Origin of the sequence: Streptomyces sp. PA03-3a, assembly GCF_033792735.1 — a bacterium.
GTDB lineage: Bacteria > Actinomycetota > Actinomycetes > Streptomycetales > Streptomycetaceae > Actinacidiphila.
Window position 1 is genome coordinate 121,121 of sequence record NZ_JARAVM010000024.1, and the last position, 23,758, is coordinate 144,878.

General features: G+C 72.9%; 25 protein-coding genes and 1 pseudogene. 9 read left to right on the forward strand and 17 right to left on the reverse strand.

What is annotated here, in order from left to right; genetic code table 11:
* Window positions 1-32 precede the first annotated feature (32 nt).
* On the reverse strand, window positions 33-824 hold the full coding sequence (locus PV342_RS27025; RefSeq protein WP_026251590.1) for a metal-dependent hydrolase: 792 nt from the start codon (window positions 822-824) through the stop codon (window positions 33-35).
* Window positions 825-958: 134 nt separating this feature from the next.
* Between PV342_RS27025 and PV342_RS27030 the strand changes: the two genes are divergently transcribed.
* A complete protein-coding gene (locus tag PV342_RS27030) occupies window positions 959-3,472 on the forward strand; it encodes a DEAD/DEAH box helicase (RefSeq protein WP_329184057.1) in 2,514 nt (837 codons plus the stop codon).
* Window positions 3,473-3,509: 37 nt separating this feature from the next.
* Complete coding sequence (locus tag PV342_RS27035; protein ID WP_018562315.1) at window positions 3,510-4,376, forward strand: acyl-CoA thioesterase; 867 nt, start codon at window positions 3,510-3,512, stop codon at window positions 4,374-4,376.
* Between the two features lie 64 nt (window positions 4,377-4,440).
* Here PV342_RS27035 and PV342_RS27040 read toward each other — a convergent pair.
* From PV342_RS27040 to PV342_RS27065, 6 genes and pseudogenes are all read right to left on the reverse strand, one after another.
* A pseudogene (locus PV342_RS27040) lies at window positions 4,441-4,653 on the reverse strand (DUF2201 family putative metallopeptidase); the annotation flags it as partial.
* A gap of 196 nt (window positions 4,654-4,849) precedes the next feature.
* Window positions 4,850-5,734 (reverse strand): DUF6397 family protein, encoded by an 885-nt coding sequence (locus PV342_RS27045; RefSeq protein WP_400797954.1) that lies wholly within the window; start codon window positions 5,732-5,734, stop codon window positions 4,850-4,852.
* A gap of 96 nt (window positions 5,735-5,830) precedes the next feature.
* Window positions 5,831-6,310, reverse strand: coding sequence for a macro domain-containing protein (locus tag PV342_RS27050; protein ID WP_329184062.1), 480 nt, complete (start codon window positions 6,308-6,310; stop codon window positions 5,831-5,833).
* Between the two features lie 52 nt (window positions 6,311-6,362).
* Window positions 6,363-6,755: a DUF742 domain-containing protein gene (locus tag PV342_RS27055; protein ID WP_018562312.1), complete on the reverse strand. Its 393-nt coding sequence runs from the start codon at window positions 6,753-6,755 to the stop codon at window positions 6,363-6,365.
* Between the two features lie 6 nt (window positions 6,756-6,761).
* Window positions 6,762-7,172 carry a roadblock/LC7 domain-containing protein gene (locus tag PV342_RS27060; RefSeq protein WP_018562311.1) on the reverse strand — a complete coding sequence of 137 codons (411 nt, stop codon included), beginning with the start codon at window positions 7,170-7,172 and terminating at the stop codon, window positions 6,762-6,764.
* Window positions 7,169-9,439, reverse strand: coding sequence for a sensor histidine kinase (locus tag PV342_RS27065; RefSeq protein ID WP_400797942.1), 2,271 nt, complete (start codon window positions 9,437-9,439; stop codon window positions 7,169-7,171). Before PV342_RS27065 ends, PV342_RS27060 begins: the two co-directional genes overlap by 4 nt.
* Window positions 9,440-9,677: 238 nt before the next feature.
* On the opposite strand from PV342_RS27065, the gene PV342_RS27070 reads away from it, so the two are divergent.
* Together PV342_RS27070 and PV342_RS27075 are read left to right on the forward strand one after the other, a co-directional pair.
* A complete protein-coding gene (locus PV342_RS27070) occupies window positions 9,678-10,697 on the forward strand; it encodes an alpha/beta fold hydrolase (protein ID WP_361004657.1) in 1,020 nt (339 codons plus the stop codon).
* A gap of 34 nt (window positions 10,698-10,731) precedes the next feature.
* On the forward strand, window positions 10,732-11,160 hold the full coding sequence (locus PV342_RS27075; RefSeq protein WP_386992911.1) for a PPOX class F420-dependent oxidoreductase: 429 nt from the start codon (window positions 10,732-10,734) through the stop codon (window positions 11,158-11,160).
* 27 nt (window positions 11,161-11,187) lie between these two features.
* On the opposite strand, the gene PV342_RS27080 is transcribed toward PV342_RS27075, so the two are convergent.
* The 7 genes from PV342_RS27080 to PV342_RS27110 all read right to left on the reverse strand — a co-directional run bounded on the left by PV342_RS27080 (window position 11,188) and on the right by PV342_RS27110 (window position 17,235).
* Window positions 11,188-11,844: a hypothetical protein gene (locus PV342_RS27080; RefSeq protein WP_500318950.1), complete on the reverse strand. Its 657-nt coding sequence runs from the start codon at window positions 11,842-11,844 to the stop codon at window positions 11,188-11,190.
* Window positions 11,845-11,993: 149 nt separating this feature from the next.
* A complete protein-coding gene (locus PV342_RS27085; protein ID WP_386992907.1) occupies window positions 11,994-12,584 on the reverse strand; it encodes a GTP-binding protein in 591 nt (196 codons plus the stop codon).
* Window positions 12,565-12,960 carry a DUF742 domain-containing protein gene (locus PV342_RS27090; protein ID WP_018562305.1) on the reverse strand — a complete coding sequence of 132 codons (396 nt, stop codon included), beginning with the start codon at window positions 12,958-12,960 and terminating at the stop codon, window positions 12,565-12,567. The genes PV342_RS27085 and PV342_RS27090 overlap by 20 nt, the downstream gene beginning before the upstream one ends.
* Before the next feature lie 14 nt (window positions 12,961-12,974).
* The gene (locus PV342_RS27095) at window positions 12,975-13,397 is read right to left on the reverse strand and encodes a roadblock/LC7 domain-containing protein (protein WP_018562304.1); all 423 of its coding nucleotides are present in this window, start codon (window positions 13,395-13,397) and stop codon (window positions 12,975-12,977) included.
* The gene (locus PV342_RS27100) at window positions 13,394-15,868 is read right to left on the reverse strand and encodes a sensor histidine kinase (protein WP_500318953.1); all 2,475 of its coding nucleotides are present in this window, start codon (window positions 15,866-15,868) and stop codon (window positions 13,394-13,396) included. Before PV342_RS27100 ends, PV342_RS27095 begins: the two co-directional genes overlap by 4 nt.
* 125 nt (window positions 15,869-15,993) lie before the next feature.
* The gene (locus PV342_RS27105; protein WP_018562302.1) at window positions 15,994-16,764 is read right to left on the reverse strand and encodes an MHYT domain-containing protein; all 771 of its coding nucleotides are present in this window, start codon (window positions 16,762-16,764) and stop codon (window positions 15,994-15,996) included.
* Window positions 16,765-16,899: 135 nt separating this feature from the next.
* On the reverse strand, window positions 16,900-17,235 hold the full coding sequence (locus PV342_RS27110) for a YnfA family protein (RefSeq protein ID WP_326571179.1): 336 nt from the start codon (window positions 17,233-17,235) through the stop codon (window positions 16,900-16,902).
* 6 nt (window positions 17,236-17,241) lie between these two features.
* On the opposite strand from PV342_RS27110, the gene PV342_RS27115 reads away from it, so the two are divergent.
* On the forward strand, window positions 17,242-17,898 hold the full coding sequence (locus PV342_RS27115) for a class I SAM-dependent methyltransferase (RefSeq protein ID WP_386992896.1): 657 nt from the start codon (window positions 17,242-17,244) through the stop codon (window positions 17,896-17,898).
* Here the strand turns inward: PV342_RS27115 and PV342_RS27120 are convergent.
* Entirely contained in the window at window positions 17,847-18,620 is a 774-nt protein-coding gene (locus PV342_RS27120) for an alpha/beta fold hydrolase (protein WP_500318956.1), read from the reverse strand. The genes PV342_RS27115 and PV342_RS27120 overlap by 52 nt on opposite strands.
* A 71-nt stretch (window positions 18,621-18,691) precedes the next feature.
* Between PV342_RS27120 and PV342_RS27125 the strand changes: the two genes are divergently transcribed.
* Window positions 18,692-19,216, forward strand: coding sequence for a PadR family transcriptional regulator (locus PV342_RS27125; protein WP_400797918.1), 525 nt, complete (start codon window positions 18,692-18,694; stop codon window positions 19,214-19,216).
* A 78-nt stretch (window positions 19,217-19,294) separates the two neighbouring features.
* Entirely contained in the window at window positions 19,295-19,615 is a 321-nt protein-coding gene (locus PV342_RS27130) for a hypothetical protein (protein WP_400797915.1), read from the forward strand.
* 30 nt (window positions 19,616-19,645) lie between these two features.
* Here the strand turns inward: PV342_RS27130 and PV342_RS27135 are convergent, their stop codons facing one another.
* On the reverse strand, window positions 19,646-19,888 hold the full coding sequence (locus PV342_RS27135; protein WP_500318958.1) for a hypothetical protein: 243 nt from the start codon (window positions 19,886-19,888) through the stop codon (window positions 19,646-19,648).
* 159 nt (window positions 19,889-20,047) lie between these two features.
* On the opposite strand from PV342_RS27135, the gene PV342_RS27140 reads away from it, so the two are divergent.
* Entirely contained in the window at window positions 20,048-20,962 is a 915-nt protein-coding gene (locus tag PV342_RS27140) for a hypothetical protein (protein WP_500318960.1), read from the forward strand.
* An 18-nt stretch (window positions 20,963-20,980) separates the two neighbouring features.
* On the opposite strand, the gene PV342_RS27145 is transcribed toward PV342_RS27140, so the two are convergent.
* Complete coding sequence (locus PV342_RS27145; RefSeq protein ID WP_500318962.1) at window positions 20,981-22,360, reverse strand: FAD-dependent oxidoreductase; 1,380 nt, start codon at window positions 22,358-22,360, stop codon at window positions 20,981-20,983.
* A gap of 65 nt (window positions 22,361-22,425) precedes the next feature.
* On the opposite strand from PV342_RS27145, the gene PV342_RS27150 reads away from it, so the two are divergent.
* Window positions 22,426-23,664, forward strand: coding sequence for a DUF4032 domain-containing protein (locus tag PV342_RS27150; RefSeq protein WP_500318963.1), 1,239 nt, complete (start codon window positions 22,426-22,428; stop codon window positions 23,662-23,664).
* The last annotated feature ends 94 nt before the right edge of the window (window positions 23,665-23,758 follow it).

The window sequence follows — 23,758 nt, forward strand, 5'->3', positions numbered from 1 at the left end:
CGAGACGGCGGTGGGGGCGGCGGTGGGGGCGGTCAGCCGAAGAACAGGGCTCCGGCCGCGCCCACGCCGCCGATCACGAAGAACACCGGCGTCAGCACCTTGACCTCGACCTTGCTGCCCGCGCGGAAGCGCATGAACTTGGGCGGGCCGAGCGGGTACCAGCGCCTGCGCCCGACCGGGATGGGCCACAGCACCGGACAGCCGGACACGGTCAGGGCGTCGCCGATGCAGTGCACGATGGAGCCCAGCACAATGGGGACGCCGATCCACAGGTAGTGCTGGCCGGGCTCGGTGAACAGCCAGGCCTTGCCGCTCTCGGTGCTGTCCAGGGCGTCCGCCAGCACCCAGGCGCTGGTCGCGCCGAGCAGCCAGACCAGGATGTCGCTGGAGACCCGGGCCTGCCGCCACAGCAGCCCCTCGACGGCCAGTACCGCGTGCACGAAGAGGATGACGAGCACCGCCCACCGGCCGCCCACCAGGGCCAGGCCGGAGGCCGCGGCGCCCATCAGGACCGCCCACAGCCATGTGTGGGTGAGGGTGCGGTGCCCGCCCTGACGCACGGGGTCGCCGGGCTTCCGGGTCCTCTTGTAGGTGGCGAACGACAGCTTGTCGATGATCTCGCACAGCCCGCGCGATATGGGGCCGAAGGCCCGCGAGATCGTCGCCGCCTTGTGGTCCAGGTCGGGAGCGAGAGCCGCGCCGGCGCAGATCAGCGCGCCGACCACGATGGTCGGCCACGGCATCGGATGACCGAGCCCCGCGGAGACTGCTCCCACGGACAGCCATGCCGCCGCTCCGGAGATGGAATGTGCCGGTCCCATCATGGTGTGTGTCCCGCCCTTTCGGCCCGCTCTGACAGCGGACTTGACGCCCAGTCGACGGCACACCATACCGTCGGCCGATCTTCGTGTGCGCCGCCGGTTCCTCCCCTGGTCCCCGGGACAGGCAAGATGGTGGTGTGACCCTCATCGATCAGCTGCCTTCCGAACCCGATCCCGACGCCCTCTTCGAGGCCTTCTCGTCCTGGGCGGAGGGCAGCGGCATCTCCCTCTACCCCGCGCAGGAGGAGGCGCTGATCGAGGTGGTGTCGGGGGCGAACGTCATCCTGTCGACCCCCACCGGCTCGGGGAAGAGCCTGGTCGCGGCCGGTGCGCACTTCGCCGCACTGGCCCGGGACGAGGTCACGTTCTACACCGCCCCGATCAAGGCACTGGTGTCGGAGAAGTTCTTCGACCTGTGCAAGCTCTTCGGCACCGAGAACGTCGGCATGCTGACCGGCGACGCCTCGGTCAACCCGGACGCCCCCGTCATCTGCTGCACGGCGGAGGTGCTGGCGTCGATAGCGCTGCGCGACGGCAAGGACGCCGACATCGGCCAGGTCGTCATGGACGAGTTCCACTTCTACGCGGAGCCCGACCGCGGCTGGGCGTGGCAGATCCCGCTGCTGGAGCTGCCGCAGGCGCAGTTCCTGCTGATGTCCGCGACGCTCGGTGACGTCTCGCGCTTCGAGACCGACCTCACCCGCCGCACCGGCCGGCCGACGACCGTCGTGCGCTCGGCGACGCGGCCCGTGCCGCTGTCGTACGAGTACCGGCTGACCCCGCTCACCGAGACGCTGACCGAGCTGCTGGAGACCCGCCAGGCTCCCGTGTACATCGTGCACTTCACGCAGGCGGCCGCCGTGGAGCGGGCGCAGGCGCTGATGAGCATCAACATGTGCACGCGCGCCGAGAAGGACGCCATCGCGGAGCTCATCGGGAACTTCCGCTTCACGACGACGTTCGGCCGCAATCTGTCGCGCTTCGTCCGGCACGGCATCGGTGTGCACCATGCCGGCATGCTGCCCAAGTACCGGCGCCTGGTGGAGAAGCTGGCGCAGGCGGGACTGCTGAAGGTCATCTGCGGCACCGACACCCTCGGCGTCGGCGTCAACGTGCCCATCCGCACCGTGCTGTTCACCGCCCTCACCAAGTACGACGGCAACCGCGTGCGCGTGCTGCGCTCCCGTGAGTTCCACCAGATCGCGGGCCGTGCCGGGCGCGCCGGGTTCGACACCTCCGGCTTCGTGGTGGCGCAGGCGCCGGAGCACGTGATCGAGAACGAGAAGGCCCTCGCGAAAGCCGGCGACGACCCGAAGAAGCGCCGCAAGGTGGTGCGCAAGAAGGCGCCCGAGGGCTTCGTCGCATGGACGGAGAACACCTTCGAGAGGCTCATCGCCTCCGACCCCGAGCCGCTCACCTCCCGGTTCCGGGTCACCCACGCGATGCTGCTGTCGGTCATCGCCCGACCCGGCAACGCCTTCGACGCGATGCGGCGGCTGCTGGAGGACAACCACGAGGACCGCCGGTCCCAGCTGCGGCACATCCGCAGGGCGATCGCGATCTACCGCTCGCTGCTGGCGGGCGGGGTCGTGGAGCGGCTGGACGAGCCCGACGAGGAGGGGCGCATCGTCCGGCTGACGGTCGACCTGCAGCAGGACTTCGCGCTCAACCAGCCGCTGTCCACCTTCGCGCTGGCCGCGTTCGAGCTGCTCGACCCGGAGTCCCCCTCCTACGCGCTGGACATGCTGTCGGTGATCGAGTCGACCCTCGACGACCCGCGGCAGATCCTCGCCGCCCAGGAGAACAAGGCGCGCGGTGAGGCCGTCGCGGCGATGAAGGCCGACGGGGTCGAGTACGAGGAGCGGATGGAGCGGCTCCAGGACGTCTCCTACCCCAAGCCGCTGGAGGAGGTGCTGTCGCACGCCTACGGCGTCTACCGCAAGAGCCACCCCTGGGTCGGTGACCACCCGCTGTCCCCCAAGTCGGTCGTGCGCGACATGTACGAACGGGCGATGACCTTCTCCGAGTTCGTCTCGAACTACGAGCTGGCCAGGACCGAGGGCATCGTGCTGCGCTACCTCGCGGGCGCGTACAAGGCGCTCGGGCACACCGTCCCGGACGACCTGAAGTCGGAGGACCTGCAGGACCTCATCGCCTGGCTGGGCGAGCTGGTCCGCCAGGTCGACTCCAGCCTGCTGGACGAGTGGGAGCAGCTCGCCAACCCCGGGGAGATGACCGCCGAGGAGGCCCAGGAGCGGGCCGACCAGGTCAAGCCCGTCACGGCCAACGCCCGCGCCTTCCGGGTCCTGGTGCGCAACGCCATGTTCCGCCGGGTGGAGCTGGCGGCGCTGGATCGCTTCGGCGAACTCGGCGAGATGGACGCCGCCTCCGGCTGGGACGCGAACGCGTGGGCCGAGGCCATGGACGCCTACTGGGACGAGTACGAGGACCTGGGCACCGGGCCCGACGCGCGCGGCCCGAAGCTGCTGCAGATCGAGGAGCGTCCGGCCGAGGGCCTGTGGAAGGTCCGCCAGACCTTCGCGGACCCGGAAGGCGACCACGACTGGGGTATCTCCGCCGAGATCGACCTCACCGCCTCCGACGAGGAGGGCCGCGCGGTGGTCAAGGTGACGGCGGTGGGGGCGCTGTGACCGCGGGAGCGGCCACCCGCGCGAGGGAGCGCACCCGATGACCAGTCCCGCCGAGCGGCTGGTGGACCTCCTCGACCTGGAGCGGATCGAGGAGGACATCTTCCGCGGGCAGAGTCCCGAGGAGCGCCTGCAGCGGGTGTTCGGCGGACAGGTGGCGGGCCAGGCGCTGGTCGCGGCCGGGCGCACGACGGACGGCAGCCGTCCGGTGCACTCCCTGCACGCGTACTTCCTGCGCCCGGGGCGCCCCGGGGTCCCGATCGTGTACCAGGTGGAGCGGATCCGCGACGGCCGCTCCTTCACCACGCGCCGCGTGGTGGCGGTGCAGCAGGGCCGGACGATCTTCAACCTGACCGCCTCCTTCCACGTGCCGGAGCCCGGGTTCGAGCACCAGCTGGCGATGCGTGAGGTGCCGGACCCGGAGAGCCTGCCGAAGCTGAGCGACGAACTGCGCGAGCACCTCGGCGAGCTGCCCGAGCAGTTGGAGCGGATGGCGCGACGGCAGCCGTTCGACATCCGCTACGTGGACCGGCTGCGCTGGACCGCCGAGGAGGTGGCGGGCGCCGAGCCCCGCAGCGCGGTCTGGATGCGCGCGGTGGGCCCGCTCGGCGACGACCCTCTGGTGCACACCTGCGCCCTCACGTACGCCAGCGACATGATGCTGCTGGACGCCGTGCGCGTGCCCGTCGAGCCGCTGTGGGGGCCCCGCGGGTTCGACATGGCCTCGCTCGACCACGCGATGTGGTTCCACCGGCCGTTCCGTACCGACGAGTGGTTCCTCTACGACCAGGAGTCCCCCATCGCGACCGGGGCGCGTGGCCTGGCCCGCGGCCGCATCTACGACCGCGAGGGCCGGATGCTGGTCTCCGTGGTCCAGGAGGGCCTGTTCCGCAAGCACGGCGACTGAGCGCCGGGCCCCGCCCCCTGGGGCCCGGCGCCGTTGCGCCGTTACCGTGCGGGTCGTCCTTCCGCCGGGCGTCGTGGGGTATCAGGAAGGCGTGTTCGCGGCGTACCCGCAGGACGTCGCAGTCGCCGTCGGTGATCAGCAGGATCGGGGCCGTCGAAGAGAAGTCCGCGGCACGTTGGAGCAGTTCGACACCGGGCTGCAGCACGGTTCCGCCCCGGCCCCTGACACGCACCTTGTGGGCGATCTCGGTCACCGGCAGGTACCCCGCGTCAACGCACGACGCAACTGGTCGACGCTGTGGAAGCCCGCGATCGACGCGCTGGGGCCGCTGCTCGGGAGCCCGGACCCCGAACGTCCCTACCGGCCCCACGACGACCGGATCGTCAGCCTCGCGCTGCACCGCGGCCTCGACGAGTCGCTCGGTCACGACGTCGTCATCACCGCCTGGTGGCGCGCGGTGTGACACCGGCCCGTCACCCCAGTCCGAGCAGGCGGCGCCAGCGGCTGCGCGACACCGGAGGCGGTGGCGGTGGCTCGGCGCAGGGTGGCGGGGACGCCGGACAGACCGGGGCGGCGGCCGGAGTGGCGCGCTCGGGATGCGGGGCCGGGCCGGCGGCGCGGGCCCGCAGCAGCGCGTCGGCGAGCGAGACCTGGGCGAAGGTGACCTCGTCGGGGTGGGAGGCCACGGTCTGGGCCTCGATCAGCTCACGGGTGGCGTACGAGCCCGTGCTGCCGGCCGGGAGCGCAGGGCACAGCCGGCGCAGGTGGGCCCGTTCACGTTCGTCCGGCACCGCGTCGGCGGCCGCCTCCGGGCCGAGGAGAGCTGACCAGGCGGACGCCTCGGCCCAGGCGTCCTCGGCGTCCCGCACGAGTTCCTCCACGCGTCGCGCCCGCCAGCCGCGGGCACGGCGGTCCTCGCCCTCGTCGAGGGCATCGCGCAGCGCGGCGGGCAGCCGGCCTTCCAGCAGCGCCGGTTGGGCCCGGGCGAACCGCCGTACGTCCTCGGCCAGATAGAGCCACACCACGGCGCGGTAGCGGTTGACGTACCAGCGGACGGGACGGAGGAAGCCGCCCTTGGCGAGCCGGGTGAAACGCTCCCGGCTGATCCCGATCAGTGCCGCGCCCTCGATGCTGCCCACCAGTTCCAGCCGCGCGCGAAGGCGGTCGGGAAAGCCCTCCTCCTCCCGCAGCCGGTCCACGTCCTCCCGCACGACACGCCGGCGTCCGCCGACGGCCGGTGCCGTGCGTACCTCGCCGGTCTGCAGCGCGACCTCGAACTCTTCCGCCTCCAGGCACAATTCCTCCCGGGCGCGCTGCATGCCGAGCGCCTCGCGGACGGTGGCCTCCTTGACAGCCATGCCACTCCCCCTGACCTTCCGTAGCGACCCATCACTTACAGTCACGACGATAGGTCCTCGCGGCGACATCCGCCGGGGCCTGTGGATAACTCCCCGTCACGCCCCGTGGTCGTAGACGGTGACGGAGATCCCGCGGCGCACCAGCCGCTCCTCGATCGACGGCGCGACCCGCTCCCAGCGCCCGCCCGCGAGCCCGCATCCGATCCGGGGCATGTGCACCGACGCGCCGAGTTCCGCGGCCTTCCGCGCCACCAGGGCCAGCCCGGCGTCGATCGCCTCGTACCGCACGGGGACGCCTTTCGCGCCCCTGCGGATGCCGCGCTGCCCGACGAGATTGGCCACCCACACCCACTCGCCGACCCGGACGAACTGGACGGCTCCCAGGGCGAAGTCGTTGCCGGCTCGCTCGCGGTGCCACCGCCGGTAGGCGGCCTCGGGCTCCGGCCAGCGGCGGGAGAGCGCGACGACGAATCCCCTCCCCCAGCCGCCCAGGTCGTTGCAGACGTGGACGATCAGCTTGACGCCCTTGCCCTGCGGCGCCGTGGCGTCCCCCCGGACGTACGTGATCCCCTCCATGGGGTCACCGTACGCCCCGGGTCCGACAACGCCGTCTGGTCGACGGCCCGGTTCACAGGGCGCGCAGGCCGTCGATGACGTCCCTGAGCAGCCCCACATCGGGCAGTTCCGCGGGCGGCACGGGCCGGACGGCCCGCAGATGGCCGTCCCGGAGGAGGTCGCCGAGCAGCACGCGGACGACGCCGAGCGCGAGATCGGCCTCCGAGGCCAGTTCGGCCACGGTGAGGGGGGCGTCCCGGCACAGGTCCAGGAGCGCCAGGTGCTCCTCGTCGAGGTTGTCGTCGGGGGCCGTACCGACGGCCGGGACCATGACGGCGATCAGGTCGACGTCACTGTCGGAGTCCGGCCGGGTGCGACCACCGGTGATGGTGTAGGCGCGCACCATCGGACCGGCCTCGTCGTCATACCAGAGCGCGCCCTCATCTCCCGGCGGGCTCGGGTTCATGCTTCATCACTCCCCCGGTGCCGCCGCGTCGTGCCGGCGCGGCGTGACACCGAGGTGTTCACCGACCCGGTGGACCATGAGGGTCATCTCGTAGGCGATCTGCCCCACGTCGGCCTGCACCCCGCTGAGCACGGACAGGCAGCTGCCCTCGCCCGCGGCCGTGACGAACAGGAAGCCGTCGTCGAACTCCACCATCGTCTGCCGTACGCCGCCCGCGTCGAAGTGCCGGCCCGCGCCCTTGGCGAGGCTGTGGAACCCGGACGAGACGGCGGCCAGGTGCTCGGCCGTGGCACGGTCCAGACTGGTGCTCGCACCGGTCACCAGACCGTCGCCGGAAAGCACCAGCGCGTGCCTGACGTGCGGCACCCGCTCTGTCAGATCGTCCATCAGCCACGTGAGTCCACTGCTCACCGTCATCCCCCGATCTCCCCGGTCTCCGCTGTTCCTTGCGGTGCTGCGGCGTCCCTGCCGCGGGCCAGGCCGCGGGCGAACGCAGTGATGGTGGAACGAGCCTCTTCCGGAGATCGTTCCCTTTCGTCTCCCCCACCGGGCGGCTCCGCCGGGCTCTGGTGCACGCCGTCGTCCCTCAGTTGCGCTACGAGACTGGCCTGCCGCTGCCGCTTCGGCAACCCCGTCACCGTGCGGCCTTCCTCGCGCGGCCGAGTCGGCCCCCGCCGCGGTCTCGGCGTGCGCGGCGCGGCGTCCGCCCGGTCCGGATCCGGCGGTTCGGGCACGGCTCGCGGACGGAGCATGTGCTCCCCGGTCTCGACGTCGTCGCCAGAGGCGTCCACGAGCACCGACTGCGGGATGAACACCACCGCCACGGTGCCGTCGAACCGCCCGCGGCGCAGGGTGACGCGCACTCCCTGCCGGGCGGCGAGCCGGCCGACGGTGAACAGGCCCAGACGGTCGGTCTCGGGGAGGTCCGACCCCGCGCCGGCCTCGCCGAGTTCGTTGTTGGCGTCGGCGAGCCGCTCGGTGCTCATGCCCAGGCCGCGGTCCTCGATCTCTAGGACGTAGCCTCCGGCGACGATCTCGCCGCGCAGCTCGACCTTGGTGTCGGGCGGCGAGAAGGCCGTGGCGTTGTCGATGAGTTCCGCCAGCAGGTGCAGCACATCGGCGACCGCGGGGCCGGTCAGCGCCACCCGGGGCATGCGCCGGACGGTGACCCGCTGGTAGTGCTCGACCTCGCCGACCGCGGCGCGCGCCACCTCCGCGAGCCGGACCGGGCGGCGCCAGGCGCGGCCCGGTGCGTTCCCGGAGAGGATCAGCAGGCCCTCGGCGTGCCGGCGCATGCGGACGGCGATGTGGTCGACGCGGAAAAGGTCGTCGAGGTCCGCCGGGTCACCGGAGCGGCGCTCCATGGCGTCGAGCAGTGTCAGCTGACGGTGCAGCAGCACCTGGCTGCGGCGGGCCAGATTGGTGAAGACGGCGGAGACCCCGCGCCGCAGCTTCTCCTGGTCGACGGCCGCCTGGACGGCGGCGCGCTGGGCGTTGTTGAAGGCCCGGCCGACCTGTCCGATCTCGTCGGCGCCGAAGCGCAGGTCGGGTGCGGCGCGGGCGACGGCGTCATGGTCGAGCTCCTCGCCCGCGCGCAGCCTGCGGAGCACCTCGGGCAGCCGCTTCCCCGACAGTTCCAGCGCCTGGTTGCGCAGCAGCGTGAGCCGGCGGGCGATGCCGCGCCCGATGAGCAGGGAGATGACGACCGACAGGACGACGAGGAAGAGTCCGGCGAGGCTGACCGCGCCGGTCCGCACGAGCACGTCCATGCCGTCGCCACGCGCCTGCTCGCCCACCTCGCCGGCTGCCGCGACGTTGATGTCGCTGAGCGCGGTGAGCGCCCGGTCGGCGTTCTGCCGCCAGCGGTCCCGGGAGACGACGAGGCCGACGTCCTTGGCGCCCGCCGAGCGGGCCGCGGTCTCCATGGAGTCCAGCGACCAGGCGACGCTGCCGCCGTCGAACTCGTCGAGGCTCTCCTTGGCGGCCTTGGTCAACTCGGGGTCGACGATGGAGTGCAGCAGCTTGCGTCCGTCGATGGTCCCGATGAACTCGCGGTACTGGCTGGCCGTCATGGGCGGACCAACCTGCGCGGCGGTGAGCATGGCGTCCTCGCGGGAGAGCAGTTCCCTGGCGCGTACGAGGTCGATGACGAAACCGCCCTGCCGGGCGACCTCGCCGCTCTGGAGCGCGGCGAGCGATCCGCGCAGCCGGAAGATGGGGTCGATCACAGACGAGTAGCGGTGGAGCGTCATCGACCAGCCGATGTCGCGCTGCCTGACGTCGTCGCGCAGCGGCCGCAGGTCCCTGGCGGCGGTGATCAGTTCGGTGAGCCGACGCCGCTGGGCGAGGTCCAGTTCGGTGCCCCGGGCCTGTTCGCGCGCGTGCTCGCGGACGACCGCGAGCAGCCGGTCGGTGGTCCGCTCGGCACTCTCCAGTTCGGCGCCGCCGGAACCGCCGTCGGACGCCACATAGGCGACGGCGAGCCGCCGCTCGACCTGCAGGGCCCGTCCGAGGTCGTCCGCGGGGGTCCCGTAGTAGCGGTAGGTGTCGGCTATCCCCATGAGGGCGAAGGCCCCGCGCACCGAGGTGAAGGTGCTGTATGTCCACAGACCCGCCAGCGAGAGCAGCGGCACCAGGAGAAGTACCACGAGTTGCGTGCGGATGGTGCGGGGGCGCAGGCGCATGCGTGAGGTCCTCGGTCGACCATGGGTTCGATGGGGAGGGGCACAGTCTGACCCACGAATGCCCTCTTGGTGACACCGACTGTGACATCTCACAATCCGCTTCTTTGTGACGCTCGCGGGTGCGGCGCCGGGTGGAGCGGCGTATCCTGCTCGATCCGCCCGCTCCACCCGCGGCGCGTTCACCTCGCGCTAACGGCGCGGCATTGCGGGGGAAACCCCCCTGCCGCACGCTGGACGCATGGAACGGGGACAGGTCGTGCGCCGGGTCTACGGTCCGGCTCCGGACGCGGAGGACGGTTCGCAGGGAATCCCTCTGGTCCATCGCGACATCCACGGCTACCGGCGTGCGTTCCGGCTGGGCGGCAGCGGGCCGCCGCTGCTGCTGATCCACGGCCTCGGCGACTCCTCGGCGACGTGGGCGCACATCCTGCCCCGGCTGGGGCGCCGGCACACGGTCATCGCGCCCGATCTCCTGGGCCACGGTGACAGTGAGCGCCCCCGTGCCGACTACGCGGTGGCGGCCTACGCATGCGGGATGCGCGACCTGCTGGGGGTGCTGGACGTCGACCGGGTGTCGGTCGTGGGGCACTCGCTCGGGGCGGGCGTCGCGATGCAGTTCGCGTACCAGTTCCCCGAGCGCTGCGAACGCCTGGTGATCGTGGGCGGTGGCGGCCTGGGGCCGGAGGTGCACCCGTTGCTGCGCCTGGCGTCCGGTCCGGGTTCCGAGGTGGCGCTGCCGCTCGCCACCTCACCGCCCGTACGCGGGGCGCTGCGGCTGCTCGCGCCTCTGCTGCGGACCACCGGCGGGCTCGGGCTGGGCCGTCACGACTTCGACTACGTCCTGGAGCGCTACCTCATGCTGGACAGCTCCATGGCGCGTCAGGCCTTTCTGCGCACCCTCCGTGCTGGTGTCGACATGCGGGGGCAGGTCATCACGATGATGGACCGCAGTTACCTGACGGCGGGTCTGCCGACCCTGATCATGTGGGGCGAGCACGACGGGGTGATCCCGGTGCGCCACGCCTTGAGAGCGCACACCGCGATGCCGGGCAGCCGGCTGGAACTGTTCGAGGACGCGGGGCACTTCCCGCACCATGACGCGCCCGGCCGGTTCGTCGACGTGCTGGAGGATTTCCTCGCCACCACCACGCCGCAGGAGTACGACCCGGTGCTATGGCGCCGGCTGCTGCGGCGCGGACGGCTGGACGTGTCGCTCTACCAGGAGGCCGAGCCGTCGCACCCCTCCAGCGGGTCCTGACGCCGCAGGCCGCCGTCCGGGGCAGGATGGGGGCATGGGACACAGGATGACCGAGGAAGAGTGGCGGGCCTTCGTCTCCGCCGGGACGCGCACGGGCAAGCTGGCGACCACGCGGGCGGACGGAACGCCCCATGTGGCGCCCGTATGGTTCCTGTTGGACGGCGACGACATCGTGTTCAACACGGGCAGGGCCACCGTCAAGGGCCGCAACATCACGCGCGACGGCCGGGTCGCCCTGTGTGTGGACGATGACCGGCCGCCGTTCGCGTACGTGGTGCTTCAGGGACGGGCCGAGGTGAGCGAGGAACCCGGCCCGCTGCGGGAGTGGGCCACCCGGATCGCCGCCCGCTACATGGGCGAGGACGTCGCCGAGGAGTTCGGGGCCCGCAATGGGGTGCCCGGTGAACTCCTGGTGCGGGTGCGGATCGGCAAGGTGCTCGCCGAGTCCGGCGTGGCGGACTGAGCCCCGGTGGCCGGCCGCCGGCCCGGGTCAGCGGATCGGCTTGCCTCCGTTGGCCTTCTTGCCGTTGGCGCCCATCGCCCACCAGGTGCCGCCCACGCCGTGGCCGTTGGTGTCGCCGGGCTTGGTGTCACCGGCGAACCAGTAGACCGGCCAGCAGTTGTACGACAGCTGCTTGGTGCCGTCCGGCCGGGTGTAGGTGCTGACGAGCTTGGGGTTGAGGCCCGCGGCCTCGGCCTGCGCCTTGGTGACGGGCTTCGCGGCCGGCCACTTCTTGAGGCACTCGCCGGTGCAGTTGGACACCATCGGCCAGTCGGTGTCCTTGTCGAAGCGGTACAGGGTGCGGCCCTTGGAGTCGACGAGGATGTCGCCGAGCTTGGCGTCGTTGACGACGGACAGGATGGGCCACTTCTTGTCGGAGGCGGCGTCCGTGGTGCCGCTGTCGGAGCTGTCGTCCGTACCGCCGGCGTATCCGTCGTCGGTGCCCGAGGACGGGTCGTCCGAGGTCTCGCTGTCGTACCCGTACCCGGATCCCGGCTGGGCGGTGGCCGACTGGGCCGCGTCCTGCTGCTGGGCCGCCGGTGCCACGCTGCCGGCCTGGTCGTAGCCGTTCGACCCGCCGCAGGCGGTGACGAGGAGGAGGGCAGCGGCCGTTCCGGCGACTGCGGCACCGATCCGCTTGTGCATCTGGACTCCTTGAGCGGTAGGGGCGTCGGGGCCCGTGCGCCCCGTCTGGCCACCTGTACGCACCCGGTTCGGGAGTCTCTCAATGCACTGTGAATTCCTTCATCGGTGACGCCGTTCTGCTAGGGTGCCCCGCTCCGCCAAACGGAGTGTCAGCTCACCGACTCCAGAAGGCGCGCCGCGTGCATCCGCCCGGCGTGCTCGACGAGGGCGATCAGCACCTCCTTGCCCGACGCGCGGTCCCTTGCGTCGCAGAGGACGACAGGGGTGCCGTCCTGGAGGTCGAGGGCGCGCGCGATGTCCTCGGGGCGGTGCTCCTGCGTGCCGGGGAAGCGGTTGACGGCGACGGCGAACGGGATCTTCCGGTGCTCGAAGAAGTCCACGGCCGGGAAGGAGTCCTCCAGGCGGCGGGTGTCGGCGAGCACGACCGCGCCGAGCGCCCCTTGTGACAGCTCGTCCCACAGGAACCAGAACCGGTCCTGGCCGGGGGTGCCGAACAGGTAGAGCGAGAGTCCGGCCCTGATGGTGATGCGGCCGAAGTCCATCGCCACTGTGGTGGTGGACTTCCGCTCGACTCCTATGGTGTCGTCCACATGTCGCCCGGCCTCGGTCAGCTGCTCCTCGGTGCGCAGCGGCCGGATCTCGCTCACCGCGCCCACCATGGTGGTCTTGCCCACCCCGAATCCCCCCGCGATGAGGATCTTCAGGGCCATGCCCGGCGTCTCAGAGTGCCCGGAGTCCATTGATCACCTCTCGCAGGATGCGCTCGTCGGGTAGCTGCGCCGGCGGTACGGGACTGCTCACCCGTACGCTGCCGAGCGTCAGGAGGTCGCCGAGGAGGACGCGTACGACGCCCACCGGCAGGTCGGCGTCGGCCGCCAGCTCCGCAACCGACAGGGGCTCGTCCCGGCACAGCGCGAGCAGCGCGTTGTGCTCGGGTTCGAGCGCGGGATCGTCGGCGGCGCCGGGTTCGGCGAGCACCAGGGCGATCAGGTCCAGGGCGGCGACCGCCGAGCCGGGCCGGGTACGGCCACCGGTCATGGCGTACGGGCGCACCAGGGGCCCGGCCGCGTCGTCGTACCAGTGGCCGTCCGGCCCGCGCTGGTGCCCGCCGCTCATCACCCGGGCGCCGGTCAACCGGCGGCCGGGCCGGCGGCGCCGAGGCGCGGCGGGGTGTGCAGATGCTCGCCCACGCGCTTGACGAGGCGGGCCATCTCATAGGCGATCAGGCCGACATCGGCGCCCGCACCGGTGAACACCGCGAGGCAGGAGCCCTCGCCCGCGGCGGCCACGAAGAGGAAGCCCTGGTCGAGTTCGACCATGGTCTGCCGCACCTGGCCGGCCGCGAAATGACGTCCGGCGCCCTTGGCGAGGCTGTGGAAGCCCGAAGCGACGGCCGCCAGGTGCTCGGCGTCCTCGCGGGTCAGCCCGCGTGAGGAGCCCACGGCCAGGCCGTCGCCCGACAGCACCACGGCGTGGCGGACGTGGGCCACCCGGTCCGTGATGTCGTCGAGCAGCCAGTCCAGTTCACCGGACCGGTTCGATGCGTCGATCATTCGTGCTCTCCTTCGCGGGGTGCCGGGTCCGTGGTGCCGGCGTGGTCCTGCTCGCCGTCCTCGGGCGTGGTGTCCGTACCGCCTCGGTGGCCCGGTCCTCCGGGGCCGGGCCGGACGCCGGCGCGCTGCGGGGCGGGGCGCGGGGGGCGTGGGCCGGCCGGCTCCCCGTCGGCGGCGTCGCGGGCTCCGGCGCCGCCGCCCCGGATCCAGCCGCGGCGGAATGCGGCCATCGTCGAGCGCGCCTGCTCGGCCGTCCGTTCGGGGACTGCGTGCTCCACGCCCTGCGGTCCAGGGGTGCGTTCTGGTGCGCGAGGCTCCAGGAGCTGCGGGGCGAGGCTCGCGCGGCGTACTCGGCGTGGGAGTCCTCCGTCGGCGGCGGGCGCGGCCACGGCGGCGCCGACGACCGCTGGAGCGGGCGCCCCGTCCTGGGCCGGGGCGGGCACGGGCGGCGCGGGCTCCGGCAGGCGGTCGGACCGGGGCACGGAGGCGCGCGGCAGCCCGTCGCCGTCGCCGCGCGGGGAGGCCGCCGCCGGGGGCAGGACCTCCGCGGGCCCCTGGCGGGGTCCGTGCGGGCCGGACGCCGCGCCCCCCGTCCCCACGCCCCGTGGGGCGCGGGCCTCGGGTGCCCTCATGTCGAGCAGGGCGGTGGGCAGCAGGACGACGGCGGTGGTGCCGCCGTACGGGGAGGTGCGCAGGGAGACCCTGACGTCGTGCCGCCGGGCGAGCCGGCTGACGACGAACAGGCCGAGCCGGTCGCTGTCGAACAGGTCGAGCGCCTGGGTCCGGGCGATGCGCCGGTTCGCCTCGTCCATGGACTCCCTGCCCATGCCGAGCCCGCGGTCCTCGATCTCCAGGGCGTAGCCGTTGCCGACCTGCTCGCCGTAGACGCGGACCTTGGTGTGCGGCGGGGAGAACTGGGTGGCGTTCTCGACGAGTTCGGCGATGAGATGGGTGAGGTCGGCGACCGCGGAGCCGACGACCGCCGCGAGGGGGAGCCGGCGGACCTCGACGCGGGCGTAGTCCTCGACCTCCGCGACGGCGGCGCGCACCACATTGGTGAGGGGCACGGGTTTGCTCCAGGCGCGGCCCGGAGCGGCGCCGGAGAGGATGATCAGGCCCTCGGCGTGCCGCCGCATCCTGGTGGTGAGGTGGTCGAGCCTGAACAGGTCCTCCAGCTCGCCCGGGTCCTCGGTGCGCCGTTCCATGCTGTCGAGCAGCGCCAGCTGACGGTGCACGAGGACCTGGCTGCGGCGCGCGAGGTTGACGAAGACGCCGGAGACCCCGTTGACCAGTTCGGCGCGCTCCGCGGCGGCGCGCAGAGCGGCGCGCTGCACCGTCGCCAGTGCCTCGGCGACCTGGCCGATCTCGTCGGCGCCGTGCCTGCCGAGGGGCGCCTCCTTGCCGAGGTCGATCTCCTCCCCGGCGCGGAGCCGCCGCATGGCGCGCGGCAGTTTGCGGCGGGCGAGTTCGAGCGCGGTGTTGCGCAGACCGATCAGTTCGACGACGAGGCCGCGGCCGATCCGTACGGAGATGAAGAGGGAGGCGACGACACCGAGGAGGCCGAGCAGGACGGCGATGCCCGAGGTGCTCAACAGGCCCTGCGCGATGGGCCGGTCGGCGGGCGCGGCGGCCGTGGCGACCTTCTCCAGGCCGGACAGCACCTGCGCGGCGGCCCGGTCCCAGGAGGCCGAGCCCGCGCTTTCCGCGGCGTCCCTGCCCGGCCCGGCGTCGAGGACGGCGTCCTCCATCGCCTCGAGGTTCGTGTACGCGGAGGAGCGGGTCAGCCGCTCCCAGGCGGTACGGCCGGCGCCGCCGAGGTCGGCCGTACAACCCGCGAGCAGCACGCGGCGGGCGGTGACGGCGCCGCTCAGGTCGCGGTAGCGGTCCGTGGGGAGCCCACGGGTGAGGGCGGCCGCGGCGAGCAGGGCGTCCTCGCGGGACAGCTGCTCTGCGGCGCGGCCGATCTCCAGGGCGGTGCGCTCGCCGCGGGACGTGGCGAGGGCGCCGCCGATCGCGAATCCGTCGGTCACCGCGTCGGTGTAGACGCGGTACGTCTGCCGCCAGTCCGCCGCGCCCCGGGTGATGCCGGGACGGAGTCCGCGCAGTCGCTCCAGGTCGCCGACGAAGGTGCGCACCCGGACGGCCGCGGTGCCCGGCAGGCCGGTGCCGTCGGCGACGGTGTGGCCGCCGCCCAGTCGCAGCAGGGCGGCTGCGCGGTCGGTGGCTGTGGCGCGCCTGCTCAGTTCGGCGGCGGCCTCGGTGGTGGGCCGCGCCAGGTAGCTGGTGGCGGCGCGGCGTTCGGCCTGCAGGGCGGTCACGGTGCCCGCGACGGGTTCGCGGATCGCTTCTGCAATGCGCTGGGCACGCAGCCCCCCGGAGAGGTCCTGGGCCGTGGTGACGGCGGCGAAGGCCCACAGCGCCATCAGCGAGACGACGGGCACCATGAGCAGCGACACGATCTTCGCGCGCACGCTCCTCGGGCGCAGGCTCAGCCTGCCCTGAGCGGTCCCGCCGTCCCGTCCGCCGTCGGCCGCGTGAGAGGACGGTTCCTCGTCCGCGGGGAGTCCGGCATGCGCTCTGCGGCCCCGTGGCGGCGTCACAGGGCCCCCTCGCCGACGCGCTGGGCGGTCGCGGAGGCGAGGCGTTCCCTCGCCGTCGGGGAGAGCGCGACGAACGCGGAGGTGAGGAAGAGATAGGAGCCCAGCCCGACGATCAGGGGGAAGAGGAACGCGGTCGCGCCGGAGCCGGACAGCACGTCCGCCGAGGGCCTGACCCGGACCTGCACGGCGAGCATCCCGGTGTAGTGCATGCTGCTGACCGCCGCGCCCATCACCAGGGAGGCGCCGGCGACGACCACGGGCCGGTGGATGGTGAGCGCGGCCCACAGGGCGGCGGTCGCGGCGGCCCAGGCGATGACGACGGAAAGGGCCACGAGCCACGGTTCGTAGGACACCGCGCCGTGCAGTCGTACGGCGGCCATGCCCAGGTAGTGCATGCTGGCCACGCCGACCCCCGTGGTGAGGCCGCCGATCACGAGGGCCCGGAAGCGGCCGCCGCCGTAGCCGACGGCGAAGACGCCGAGGCCGACGACCACCATGGCGACGGCGAGGCTGAGGACGGTCAGGGGGACGCTGTAGCGGATCTCGGTGCCGCTGACACGGAAGCCGAGCATGGCGACGAAGTGCATCGTCCAGATGCCGGTGCCGAGGGCGCTCGCGGCGGTGATCAGCCAGTTGCGCCGGGAGCGGCCGGTCGCGGCCAGGGCCCGTACGGTACAGCGCAGTCCGAGCGCCGCGCCGACGCACGCCATGGCGTACGAGAGCAGCGGGGTCAGCCAGCCGAAGGCGGCGTGGTCGATGTGTCCCATGGCCCCGGGACGCTAGTGCGACGGTGCTCGCACGCTCGGGGCATGACGGAACCCTGCCTTATTTGACAACGTGCTTTACGGATACGGTTCTCCGGCGATCACGCACAGCGCGAACCTGCACAAAGGAGGCGGGTTTCAGCCACTGCGCGGGGCGTACATGATGATCCCCACGCCCACCAGGCAGACCAGGGCACCCGCCACGTCGTAGCGGTCGGGCCGGAAGCCGTCCGCCACCATCCCCCACGCCAGCGAGCCCGCGATGAACACCCCGCCGTAAGCGGCCAGGATGCGGCCGAACTCGGCGTCCGGCTGCAGGGTGGCGACGCACCCGTACAGGCCCAGGGCGATGACCCCCGCCCCGATCCACACCCATCCCCGGTGCTCGCGCAGCCCCTGCCAGACCAGCCAGGCGCCGCCGATCTCCAGCAGCGCGGCGAGCAGGAACAGGCAGACGGAGCGGAACGGGATCATGCGACCATGATGCCCCGCGTCCCGTGCGCCCCGGGGCGTGCCCCGAACCGGAGGTGGACCGTCGTGCACACCGACCCCGCGCAGATCCGCGCGTTCTTCGCCGCCCGCGCCGCCGACTGGGAGACCCGCTACCCCGACGACGCCCCCGCCTACCGGGCCGGTGTGGCCGAACTGGGCTTGCGGGAGGGCCAGGCGGTCCTCGACGCGGGGTGCGGCACCGGCCGCGCACTGCCCTTCCTGCGCGCGGCCGTGGGGGCCTCCGGGACGGTCGTCGGTGCCGACCTGACGCCTGAGATGCTCGCCGCCGCGGCGGGCGCGGGACGTCGGGAACACGGCGCCCTGCTGCTGGCCGACTGCGCCAGGCTGCCGCTGCGCGACGGCACCTTGGACGCCGTCTTCGCCGCGGGACTGATCGGGCATCTGCCGGACCCCCGGGCCTGTCTGCGCGAACTGGCCCGGGTCACCCGGCCCGGCGGCCGGCTGGCCCTCTTCCATCCGATCGGCCGGGCGGCGCTGGCCGCCCGGCAGGGCCGGGAACTCACCCCGGACGACCTGCGTGCCGAGCCCAACCTTGGGCCCTTGCTGGAGTCCTCGGGATGGAACATGACCTTCTACGCCGACACCGACGAGCGGTTCCTCGCAATGGCGTCGACGAAGGCGTAGGCGTTGTCGAACATGATGTTGTGACCGGCGCCGGGGACCGTCACGACGGACACCCCGGCCGCCTCGAGCTCCGCCCGGCCGGTCAGGTCACCGCTCGACTCACCCTGCAGAAAGGTGCGCGGAACGGGCGACGAGAGCAGCAGTTCGCGCATGACCGGATCGCTCCCCCGCAGCAGTGACGAGGCGGTGCGGTGCAGGGCGACCGGGTCTGCCAGGCGCATCGTGGCGGCCCACTGCGGGCCGACCCGCTCCAGGACGCGGGCGAAGCCCCCGCCGTGGACGAACTCCTCCTCGGTGAAGGCCGCGATGCCGCTGCTGCCGGCCGTCACACGCGGACGCGCGTCGAGGTTCGCCTCCGCCAGCACCAGGCGCGCCACCAGGTCGGGCCGGCGTGCGGCGAGAACGATCGCCACGGCGCCTCCCATGCTGTGGCCGACCACATCGGCCGGGCCCGTCCCGGCGGCGTCGAGTGCCGCGGCGAGGGCGTCCGCGTGCTCCTCCAGCGTGTAGCCGAAGGCGGCGGGCCGGTCGCTGATGCCGTGGCCCGGCAGGTCTACGAGGAGTGAACGCCGCCCGGCGAGGACCGGATCCGCCGCTATGTGGGCGAAGTAGACGGAGGAGGCCGCGCCCAGCCCGTGCACGTAGACGAGCGCGGGGCCGGTCCCGGGTGTCCCTGTCCAGCGGATGCACGCCCCGTCATCGGTGAATCGCGTCTGCTGCATGGAGGAGACTGTACCTCGACCCCGATGTATTACGTCAACGGGGTACAGCGTCGCTGCGACACAATGGCACCATGCTGGAACTCGCGATCCTCGGATTCCTCTACGACGCCGCCCTGCACGGCTACGAGCTGCGCAAGCGCATCGCCGCACTCACCGGGCACGTCAAACCGGTGGCCGAGAGCACGCTCTACCCGGCCATCAAGCGGCTGGAGAAGGCCGGTCTGCTGAGCCGCGAGACCCAGCCGGGCGCCGTGGCCGCGCCGCGCCACGTGCTGACACTGACCGCCGAGGGCCGCGCCGAGCTGCGCAGGCGGCTCGCGGAGCCGGACTCCGCGGACATCTCCGACGAGAACCGCTGGTTCACGCTCCTCGCCTTCCTGCGCCATCTCGACAACCCCGCCCTGCAGAGCGCGGTGCTGCGCCGCCGGCTCGCCTTCCTGGAGCAGCCCACGAGCTTCTTCCACGACGGCGACCGCCCGCTGCGGGCGGAGGAGTTGGACGACCCGTTCCGGCGGGGCGTGCTGACGATCGCACGGGCCACCACACGGGCGGAGCTCGGCTGGCTGCGCACCACCCTGGAGGCCCTGGAGTCCTGAGTCCGGCCGCGGATCCGTCCGGGGCGGCGCGGGCGGTAGCCTGCGGACGTCCGACCGAGGAGAAGTGCGAGGCCGCCTGTGACCCGAGAGCTCTACAACGTCCGGCTGGTGCCCCGCGACGGGGACCCGACCCCGCTGACGGGCGAGGAGGAACAGCGCGCGCGGGCCACTCTCTTCAACGACCTCGGCCGCGCCGTCTCCGACCACGGCTGGGTGCGTTTCCCCGCGTACTCGCCCGATGAGCGGCGGCGGCTGGTCGACGTCGCCGGGCGGCTGAGCGACTACTGGGGCGTCGAGGTCGGCGTGGCGGCCGAGGACCCCTGCTCCATGAGGCTCTTCCTCCCCGGGTACGGTCCGCGGGAGGCCGCGGTCGCCCCCGCGGTGGAAAGCCGCGTGTGAGGGCGCGGACCCGATAGGGCGCCGGCCGCCTCAGCCTTCGGGAAGCCCGAGCAGTGACCGGGCGACGGCCCGTGGCGGGACTCCGCGCTCCTGGGCGAGCACCACGACCGCACGCCGGGCGAGTTCGCTGATCCCGAACATCAGCGCCTCCGGGGCGACCCGTGCCGAGGCGGCCTCGAGGGCCTGCTCGTCTGGCTGCTCGGCGTGCCCGATGCGGGCGGTCCACAGGAAGTCGCGCCCGTCGAAGCGGAGGCGACGGCGCCGTTTCCTCATCGCCGGCCGCCGTGGTGGGCACGGGAGTTGACCACGACGTGAGCGCAGGGCCGGGAGATCCGGCCGCCGAACGGTTTTCCACAGGGCGCGCCCCGCTCTCGACGCGGGTGTTACCCGGTGGTTAGGGTGCGCCCACCACTCGGAAACCACTGGAGGGGGATGCCCGTGTCCGCGACGGACGACGACGCGCTGTTCGTGCTCACGGCGGCGATGCTGACGCCCGCGCAGTTCCCGGGCGTCCTGGCGGACGACTATCCGGCGGCCTGCTCGAAGCTCGGGCTCGATCCGGTGGACGACGGCTACGGCCTCGTCTTCGGCCAGGACGGGACGGGCGCCCGGTGGACGGTGGCGATCAGCGACACGGCACTGGTGGCCTGCGCCCTCGCCGCGTGGGACTGCGGGCTGGAGTACGACCTGTCCCCCGACGAGCGCTCCGTCGTCGCCGCGCTGCCCGGCTGGCCGCTGCCGGTCGCGGTGGCGGCGCCCGGTGTCCCCGATCCGCACGATCCGCCGGAGACCGAGGGCGGCCCGCCGCTCTCGCCGCCCGACACCGCGACATGGGGGCCGGCGCAGCGGCGCCTGGGCGCCGACGAGATAGCCCTCCGGTGGCGGATCTGGCGGGAACAGCTGGAGGCCGGGGACGAGTCGGAGGCTTCGGACGAACCCGGCGCGCCGGACGGCGCGGCGCAGGACTCCACACCCCCGGACTCCATGCCCCCCGACTCCACGCCTCCGGAGACCGCCGGGAAGAAGTCCGCCGAGCAACCCGAGGAGCCGTCCCGGCGGGAGCCAGGATCGAACGGCATCCACCCCGGGGTGCGGCGCGCGCTGGAGGCCGCCCGGGAGTACCTGCGTACGCCCCCGCCGCCCGGCCGCATACGCTCGACCGCCGCGGGCGAGGGCGTACGCACCCTGCGCGTGGACGGCGAGGACTGGAGCCTGGTCGCCCGCACCGACGACATCGCCTTTGTGCTGCTGGACGAGGAGCCCGGCGAGGTGCTGCCGGTCGGCCGGGGGCCGGAGCTCCCCGGCCTGCTGGAGGCTTTGGAGAAGCTGGCCGTACGGCCCGCCTGAGCGCGCGCCGGGCGCGGTTCAGGCGCCGTGGCCGTCCGCGCGGACCTTGCCGTCGACCTTGCGCGCGGCGACCAGGACCGGGTCCCAGACCGGCGAGAACGGCGGGGCGTAGCCCAGATCGAGGGCGGTCATCTGCTCGACGGTCATACCCGCGGTGAGCGCGACGGCGCCGATGTCCACGCGCTTGCCCGCGCCCTCGCGGCCCACGATCTGCAGCCCGAGCAGTCGTCCGGTCTGCCGCTCGGCGATCGCCTTGACCGTCATCGGGGCGGCGCCCGGGTAGTAGCCGGCCCTGCTGGTGGACTCGATGACCGCGGTGACGTACTGCAGCCCGGCGGCGCGTGCCTGGGACTCCTTCAGTCCCGTGCGGGCGATCTCCAGGTCGCAGACCTTGCTGACGGCCGTGCCCACCACGCCCGGGAACGTGGCGTAACCGCCGCCGATGTTGGTGCCGATGACGCGGCCCTGCTTGTTGGCGTGGGTGCCCAGCGGGATGTGCTGCATGCCGCCGGAGACCAGGTTGAGGACCTCCACGCAGTCCCCGCCCGCCCAGATCGCCTCCTCGTCGCGCACGCGCATCGCGCGGTCGGTGAGCAGGCCGCCGTGCGCGCCGATCGGCAGCCCCGCGTCTCTGGCGAGTCCGGTGTTGGGCGCGACGCCGAGGCCGAGGACGACGACGTCCGCGGGGTACTCGCCCACGTCGGTGGCCACGGCGCGGACCCGGCCGTCCGCCCCGGTGAGCACCTCACGCACCGGGGCTCCGGTGACGACGGTGATGCCCAGGCACTCCATGGCCTCGCGCACCAGCCGCCCCATGTCCGGGTCGAGGGTCGCCATGGGCTGCTCGGAGCGTTCCACCAGGGTGACCCTCAGCCCGTGCCGCAGCAGGGCCTCTGCCATCTCCACGCCGATGTAGCCGCCGCCGACCACGACGGCGTCCCGCAGCGGCCTTCTGTCGAGGGCCTCGATGATGTCCTCGCCGTCGTCCAGGATCTGCACGCCGTACACGCCGTCCGCGTCGATCCCGGGGATCGGGGGCCGCTTGGGCACGGCGCCGGTGGCGATGACGAGCTGGTCGTAACCCGTCCACTCCTCCGCCCCGAGGACGTCCCGGGTGCGCACCCGTCCGCGGTCCCGGTCGATCTCGACGACCTCGGTGCCGAGCCGCACGTCGATGTCGCGCGCACGGTGCTTCTCGGGCGTGCGGGCGATCAGCTTGTCGGGGCCGGTGGCGTCCCCCGCGATCCAGTACGGGATCCCGCAGGCCGAGTACGAGGTGCGGCGCCCGCGTTCGAAGGCGACGACCTCCAGTTCGTCGGGCCCCTTCCTCCTGCGCGCCTGCGACGCCGCCGACATCCCCGCGGCGTCCCCACCGATGACCACCAACCGTTCCCTCATGTCCCGCAGCGTATGCGCCGCCCCGGTGTCCCGCGCGATCACCCCGTTGCCGCAGACTGGGCGCCATGGACCTGCAGATCACCGCGACCTCCCCGGACCATCCGGCGACCCTCCTCGACCTGCCGTGGAACGTGCCGCTGGAGGAGTGGCCCGAGGAGCACCTGGTGTCCCTGCCCCGGGGCATCTCGCGGCACGTCGTCCGCTTCGCCCTGGCCGGCGACGAGGTCGTGGCGGTCAAGGAGGTCGGCGAGTGGGCGGCCGTCCGCGAGTACGGGCTGCTGCGCGACCTGGACCGCATGGGCATACCCGCAGTCGACGCGCTCGCCGTCGTCACGGGCCGCACCGACGACCGCGGCGAGCCGCTGGAACCGGTGCTGATCACCCGGCACCTGGGCGGCTCGCAGCCGTACCGCTCGATGTTCGAGACGACGATGCGCCCGGGCACGGTCAACCGGCTCCTGGACGCGCTCGCCGTGCTGCTCGTCCGGCTGCACCTGGCGGGCTTCGCCTGGGGCGACTGCTCGCTGTCGAACACCCTCTTCCGGCGGGACGCGGGCGCCTACGCCGCCTACCTGGTGGACGCCGAGACCGGGCAGATCCAGCCGGCCCTCTCGCGCGGCCAGCGCGATTACGACATCGAGGTGGCCCGGGTGAACATCGCGGGCGAGCTGCTGGACCTGGAGGCGGGCGGCTCGCTGCACCCGTCGGTGGACCCGATCACCTTCGGGCAGGCCATCGCGGACCGCTACGAGGAGCTGTGGCACGAGCTCACCCGCGAGTCGGTGTACCCGGTGGCCAAGCGGCACTACATCGACCGGCGCATCCGGCGGCTGAACGACCTCGGCTTCGACGTCGCGGAGATGCAGATCCAGAGGTCGCCCGACGGCGACGACGTCACCTTCCTGCCCAAGGTCGTGGACGCCGGGCACCACCAGCGCCAACTGCTCCGCCTCACCGGCCTGGACGCCGAGGAGAACCAGGCCCGCAGCCTCCTCAACGACCTCGAGACATGGATGGCCTCCCAGGAGGACTACGCCCCCGGCGACCCGCTGGGCGCCCGTCCCGAGGTGCTGGCCCACCGGTGGGTGCGCGACGTCTTCCGGCCGACGGTCCGCGCCGTACCGCGCGAGCTGCGCGGCTCGCTGGACACCGCGCAGATCTACCACGAGCTGCTGGAGCACCGCTGGCTGATGTCGGAGCGGGCGCAGCGTGACGTGGGCCTGGACGCGGCGGTCGAGGACTACATCCACAACGTGCTCCTCGCGTCGCCGCAGGGGCCCGCCGTTCCCCTGCCGCCGGACTAGTAGTGCTTGGTCAGGTCGGTTGAGTCTGTGCGTGTCTTTTCGGGCTGGTGTGGCGTTGGGAAGGTGTGAGTCCGGACGAAGTTGCTGCGGTGCG

What these genes read in the sequence shown, in the direction of transcription:
- PV342_RS27025 (WP_026251590.1), bottom strand. Translation starts at nt 824, where the DNA reads ATGATGGGACCGGCACATTCCATCTCCGGAGCGGCGGCATGGCTGTCC.
- PV342_RS27035 (WP_018562315.1), top strand. Translation starts at nt 3,510, where the DNA reads ATGACCAGTCCCGCCGAGCGGCTGGTGGACCTCCTCGACCTGGAGCGG.
- PV342_RS27045 (WP_400797954.1), bottom strand. Translation starts at nt 5,734, where the DNA reads ATGGCTGTCAAGGAGGCCACCGTCCGCGAGGCGCTCGGCATGCAGCGC.
- PV342_RS27050 (WP_329184062.1), bottom strand. Translation starts at nt 6,310, where the DNA reads ATGGAGGGGATCACGTACGTCCGGGGGGACGCCACGGCGCCGCAGGGC.
- PV342_RS27055 (WP_018562312.1), bottom strand. Translation starts at nt 6,755, where the DNA reads ATGAACCCGAGCCCGCCGGGAGATGAGGGCGCGCTCTGGTATGACGAC.
- PV342_RS27060 (WP_018562311.1), bottom strand. Translation starts at nt 7,172, where the DNA reads ATGACGGTGAGCAGTGGACTCACGTGGCTGATGGACGATCTGACAGAG.
- PV342_RS27065 (WP_400797942.1), bottom strand. Translation starts at nt 9,439, where the DNA reads ATGCGCCTGCGCCCCCGCACCATCCGCACGCAACTCGTGGTACTTCTC.
- PV342_RS27070 (WP_361004657.1), top strand. Translation starts at nt 9,678, where the DNA reads ATGGAACGGGGACAGGTCGTGCGCCGGGTCTACGGTCCGGCTCCGGAC.
- PV342_RS27075 (WP_386992911.1), top strand. Translation starts at nt 10,732, where the DNA reads ATGGGACACAGGATGACCGAGGAAGAGTGGCGGGCCTTCGTCTCCGCC.
- PV342_RS27080 (WP_500318950.1), bottom strand. Translation starts at nt 11,844, where the DNA reads ATGCACAAGCGGATCGGTGCCGCAGTCGCCGGAACGGCCGCTGCCCTC.
- PV342_RS27085 (WP_386992907.1), bottom strand. Translation starts at nt 12,584, where the DNA reads ATGGACTCCGGGCACTCTGAGACGCCGGGCATGGCCCTGAAGATCCTC.
- PV342_RS27090 (WP_018562305.1), bottom strand. Translation starts at nt 12,960, where the DNA reads ATGAGCGGCGGGCACCAGCGCGGGCCGGACGGCCACTGGTACGACGAC.
- PV342_RS27095 (WP_018562304.1), bottom strand. Translation starts at nt 13,397, where the DNA reads ATGATCGACGCATCGAACCGGTCCGGTGAACTGGACTGGCTGCTCGAC.
- PV342_RS27105 (WP_018562302.1), bottom strand. Translation starts at nt 16,764, where the DNA reads ATGGGACACATCGACCACGCCGCCTTCGGCTGGCTGACCCCGCTGCTC.
- PV342_RS27110 (WP_326571179.1), bottom strand. Translation starts at nt 17,235, where the DNA reads ATGATCCCGTTCCGCTCCGTCTGCCTGTTCCTGCTCGCCGCGCTGCTG.
- PV342_RS27115 (WP_386992896.1), top strand. Translation starts at nt 17,242, where the DNA reads ATGATGCCCCGCGTCCCGTGCGCCCCGGGGCGTGCCCCGAACCGGAGG.
- PV342_RS27120 (WP_500318956.1), bottom strand. Translation starts at nt 18,620, where the DNA reads ATGCAGCAGACGCGATTCACCGATGACGGGGCGTGCATCCGCTGGACA.
- PV342_RS27125 (WP_400797918.1), top strand. Translation starts at nt 18,692, where the DNA reads ATGCTGGAACTCGCGATCCTCGGATTCCTCTACGACGCCGCCCTGCAC.
- PV342_RS27135 (WP_500318958.1), bottom strand. Translation starts at nt 19,888, where the DNA reads ATGAGGAAACGGCGCCGTCGCCTCCGCTTCGACGGGCGCGACTTCCTG.
- PV342_RS27140 (WP_500318960.1), top strand. Translation starts at nt 20,048, where the DNA reads ATGCCCGTGTCCGCGACGGACGACGACGCGCTGTTCGTGCTCACGGCG.
- PV342_RS27145 (WP_500318962.1), bottom strand. Translation starts at nt 22,360, where the DNA reads ATGAGGGAACGGTTGGTGGTCATCGGTGGGGACGCCGCGGGGATGTCG.
- PV342_RS27150 (WP_500318963.1), top strand. Translation starts at nt 22,426, where the DNA reads ATGGACCTGCAGATCACCGCGACCTCCCCGGACCATCCGGCGACCCTC.